The sequence below is a fragment of the Paenibacillus sp. P4_E11 genome, assembly GCF_056401635.1.
Map to the genome: position 1 here is coordinate 1 of NZ_JBFUIX010000217.1, position 4,298 is coordinate 4,298.

The 4,298-nt window shown below is 46.1% G+C and carries 6 protein-coding genes; 4 read left to right on the plus strand and 2 right to left on the minus strand.

The window, feature by feature from the left end; translation table 11 throughout:
* Both AC1DWB_RS31540 and AC1DWB_RS31545 read right to left on the minus strand, forming a co-directional pair.
* Window positions 1-442: MATE family efflux transporter (locus AC1DWB_RS31540; RefSeq protein ID WP_477545052.1), on the minus strand; the 442-nt coding region annotated here is incomplete at its 3' end.
* Window positions 443-489: 47 nt separating this feature from the next.
* The gene (locus AC1DWB_RS31545; RefSeq protein ID WP_477545053.1) at window positions 490-1,077 is read right to left on the minus strand and encodes a TetR/AcrR family transcriptional regulator; all 588 of its coding nucleotides are present in this window, start codon (window positions 1,075-1,077) and stop codon (window positions 490-492) included.
* A 311-nt stretch (window positions 1,078-1,388) separates the two neighbouring features.
* On the opposite strand from AC1DWB_RS31545, the gene AC1DWB_RS31550 reads away from it, so the two are divergent.
* The 4 genes from AC1DWB_RS31550 to AC1DWB_RS31565 all read left to right on the plus strand — a co-directional run bounded on the left by AC1DWB_RS31550 (window position 1,389) and on the right by AC1DWB_RS31565 (window position 3,997).
* Window positions 1,389-2,027: a GNAT family N-acetyltransferase gene (locus AC1DWB_RS31550; protein ID WP_477545054.1), complete on the plus strand. Its 639-nt coding sequence runs from the start codon at window positions 1,389-1,391 to the stop codon at window positions 2,025-2,027.
* 53 nt (window positions 2,028-2,080) lie between these two features.
* The gene (locus AC1DWB_RS31555) at window positions 2,081-2,362 is read left to right on the plus strand and encodes a hypothetical protein (RefSeq protein ID WP_477545055.1); all 282 of its coding nucleotides are present in this window, start codon (window positions 2,081-2,083) and stop codon (window positions 2,360-2,362) included.
* A 181-nt stretch (window positions 2,363-2,543) separates the two neighbouring features.
* Window positions 2,544-3,647 carry an amidohydrolase family protein gene (locus tag AC1DWB_RS31560; protein WP_477545056.1) on the plus strand — a complete coding sequence of 368 codons (1,104 nt, stop codon included), beginning with the start codon at window positions 2,544-2,546 and terminating at the stop codon, window positions 3,645-3,647.
* Window positions 3,644-3,997 carry a Rieske (2Fe-2S) protein gene (locus AC1DWB_RS31565; protein WP_477545057.1) on the plus strand — a complete coding sequence of 118 codons (354 nt, stop codon included), beginning with the start codon at window positions 3,644-3,646 and terminating at the stop codon, window positions 3,995-3,997. The genes AC1DWB_RS31560 and AC1DWB_RS31565 overlap by 4 nt, the downstream gene beginning before the upstream one ends.
* Window positions 3,998-4,298 lie beyond the last annotated feature (301 nt).

Sequence of the window (4,298 nt, forward strand, 5' to 3'; positions counted from 1 at the left end):
CATTCATATAATCCATCACATACGGCAGGGTCTCGTCGTTGGCGCCGAGAAATACAGCCACTGGCTCACGAAACAGGAAAGCAATCGCTGCGAGCAGCAAGGTCAAGCTGAAGATGAGCGTTAACGAGTGAGTAAAGACGGACCGAGCCTCTCGCACTTCCTTCGCTCCCAAATGTCTGGAATAGATGGCCGCGCCGCCTATACCGATCCATAGTGATATGGCAATGTATATTGAGAAAACCGGGACAGCGACATTAACGCCGGCCAATGCGACTTCACCGAGCCTCTGTCCGACGAATATACCATCGACCACAACATTCACAGACATCATGAACATCCCGATTAATGACGGAATCAAGTAACGAATGAAAACTTTGCCCACGGAATCGGTTTCCATGGATAGAAGCTTGTTGTTGGTGTTGTTGATGTTGTTATTCTGCATATTGCACCTCTAGTTGGATTAGAATAAAGCTTGTGACGATTCCGACATCAGCTATCCCGCTCTTCACCCCGATGAAGCAATCCTTGCCACAGAAGAGTGAAGGTCGTATTCGAAACTTGGATGAAATAATCGGCATGGCCGAAAATAAGCTTAGCAGACAATCCCTCAAAAATGGTATGAACAGCTAATGCGCAATCCTTGRGATCGACGTGAATGGTTGAATCCCCGCGGGAAGCAAGCTCCAGTAGATGYAGCAAATGATGCGAGTATAGCTCGTACATCGTAATGAATAAGTCCTGAAGCTGTTCTGGCGGCATGAATGCCATCAGAAACATCAGCTTGACGTTTTGGTTGTCCGAGTAACGGTCTTTCATCTCTTCAACGAATTGATCGAGCAGCTTACGCAGCGGCACTCCTCTGTGCTCGTCGAAAAACGAGGTAAGAAAAGCGATTTCCTGCTTGGTCGCTTCCTCATGAATTTCAATCACAAGCTCTTTTTTACTGGCAAAATGGGCGTACATCGACTGCTTCTTGATGCCAACCTCGTCGGCAATCTCGGCGAGCTTCGTTCCCTCGAATCCATATTGTAGAAGATGGCTGACCGCGATCTTCTTGATCTCTTCTCTTCGGTTCATAATGGCCCCCGTAAACTTGATATGAATGACTGACCGTAGTCAGGTTAACGATTAGACCATGATACCATGTTAATGATAGAATATCAACAACCCAAACTGACTGTAGTCAGTTTGGGTTGTTCTGAATGTCATCAAGATTCTGGCGGAAACCCTTCTCTTTCGCGTCAAACTTTTTGACAGTCCTTCAAAAAGCATTGGTGATTTTATCCCCAAAAAAAGAAAGAGACCCACAGCAACGAGCTGCGGGTCTTAAGTCATTTATATTAAAAAGGGGGTCGAGTTCTATTATAACCCGGGTTTATTAAGGCCAGATGAAAATAACATTTCATTTAGATTACAAGTCCGATTCGAAGACCGAAATGGAAAGACCTCTATCAAAGCCAATTCCGGCTGTGGAGCTTCCCGAGGCCTATTCAATCATTAGCATTAATGAAGAAAATGGATACTTGTGGGAACGAATAATGACTAAAGCTTTTAAAGAGGAATATAAGGCAGGTACATTCAGATATATAATGGCTTCCAATTATTATTATGATGATAATAAAGTGTTTGTCCTTCTGAACGAGAATAATGAGCCAATCGCAACAGCCACTTCATGGCATAACGATCATTGGTGGGAGGATAAGGAACGTGGGTCTGTTATATTTGTAGGAGTTGATCGAGAACATAAGTACGGTTTCCTGATGGTAAACTATGTTTTAGGGAATTTGAAAAAATCAGGGTTTACGGTAGCGTCTTTGGATGTTGAGGAAAACAATCTCTCTGCAATTAAAACCTATATTAACTGCGGATTCACTCCACATATTGTAAATGATGACCATATTGAAGCCTGGAACAACCAGTACAAGAGATTGTCTTTATCTGTTCCTGAATATGATACATCGTTACGCCCGACTAGTGGCAATCCGTATCCAACGCATGTAAGTCCTTACAGAGAACGTAATCAATGAAAGCGATGCTAAATGGAGATACTTATATCCACGGAAATTGGGAGAAGTATAACATGTATTTAGTTCAATCAAGCGAATCTGACAAATTGGAGTATTTGATGGAGCCTTATCCAAAAGCGCAAACCCAGTTTGCTCGTATTCGCCACCAAGGTAACGGACGCATATTTATTGACCATCCCTTAAACCCAACTGCGGCTTTACTTGAAAGCAATGACGGCGTACTACTTCTGGTTGGTAAAACTTACGATAGTCGATTTACAGATGGTATAAATGTATACCTCGAACTAGTATGTAGCAAAAAATATAACAAGTCCGAGTTAATAATAGCGGAATGATGCCGCTGAGTGGTGCTCTTTGGTGGCATTCGTCGTCTAACCGTAAATACAATGCAAATGGAATCTCAGTCATGAAGAAAGTCCGATTGCAGGAAATGAATGAATCTCATATGCTCAGCCTTGTTAGAATCATATCCATCAAATGACGGTGGAAAACATGTCTAACAAGGAGTGATTGAGATTGAAGGATGTACCTGTTCTGATTGACACAGATGTCCATAATGCACTAAGAAGCGCTAAAGATTTGCTTCCTTTTCTGCCGAAGGCTTGGCATACGCAGTGGCTTTCTAGTGGGATTGGTGTTGGTGCTGTGTATACTTCACCTATTGGCGGGAGTCGGAAGGATGCCGTCCCCGATCAAGGCGGGAACCCAGGCAGTGATCCGATATTCCTCTTGAAGCATCATATGGATGCGTATGGCATTGATTATGCCATATTGACCGGGTCCGGGTTACTAGCCTTATCCATTCAACCCGATCCGGATTATGGCAATGTAATAGCTTCGGCTTGCAACGATTGGATGGTGGAGCATTGGCTGAAGGTTTCCCCGCGGTACAAGGGCTCTATCTTCGTCAATGCATCCGATCCTTCAGCGGCGGCCAAGGAAATTCGCAGAATAGGTGATCACCCGGACATGGTTCAGGTTATCATGGCCAGTGCCGCGCGGCTGCCTTACGGCCAACGATTCTATCATCCGATCTATGAAGCAGCGGAGCAGTACGGCTTAGTGGTCGCCATTCATCCGGGAACGGAAGGGCGCGGTATATCGGGGGCGCCGACTCCTTCTGGATATCCGACCCGATATATGGAGTGGCATAATATATTGCCAACGAATTATATGGCCCATGTGAATAGTCTAGTTTGTGAGGGTGTATTCGAGAAGTTCCCGCGGCTGCGATTTGTTGCCATCGAGGGAGGAATTGCCTGGATGCCGCATCTGATGTGGCGTATGGATAAGAATTACAAAGCACTTCGTGACTCGGTACCTTGGCTGAAGCGGCTGCCCTCCGAATATATTCGAGATCATATCCGCTTGACAACCCAGCCTATTGAGGAACCGGACGACCCGGAACAGCTATTGCAGATCTTCAAGATGATCGATGCAGAGAAGACGGTCATGTTCTCATCCGACTACCCGCATTGGGATTTCGACAACCCTCGAATGGTATTGCCGCGTATGCCCAAGCAGCTGAAGCAGCGCATATTGGCAGGTACAGCTATGGAGTTGTATGGTCTTCATCATTGTGCTGTAGATAGTAGCTCTAGCCGGGAGGAACACGTATGACGCGTTATTATGCTTCGTCCTTGGCTGAGATTCCGGAGGTTGGAGGCAAGATCGTCACGATCAAGGGGATGGAGGTCGGGTTGTTCCGCGTCAACGGCGATCTAGTGGCTTGGCGCAATGTATGTCCGCATGCGGGGGCTCCAGTCTGTCAAGGGCCGGTCTGTGGCACGAAGCTGCCTTCTCTTGTGTATGAGTATGAATACGGGATGGAGTATGAAGTGCTGCGCTGTCCCTGGCATGGTTGGGAATTCCATCTGCAGAGCGGGGAACATCTGGTGGATGCCAAGACGAAGCTAAGAGGATTCCCGGTAGAGATCGAGGGCGACCATGTATACGTGATTCTGGCATAAGAATGGCAAATGAAAACTCCCCTGTCTGTTCGAAGACGGCGAGGAGTTTTTTTTATAAGTCCCGGGGTCCCCGCAAAGTAATAGGAATAAGCTTCGAAGGCTCACATCACTTTGTGGGGTTATTTTGTGCTGCGTAAAAAATGCTATCCAAGGAAATAGAGTCCGATAAATGTGTGATTGCAGGAAATGCATAGCTTCTCTATAGTTCGAAGCAAAAGAAAGAGGTGGAGGGAACCCTGCGAGTTGGAATGAAGAGGAGGAAGTCAACGAGGAAGCTAAGAAGGATAGGCATGACATGGGA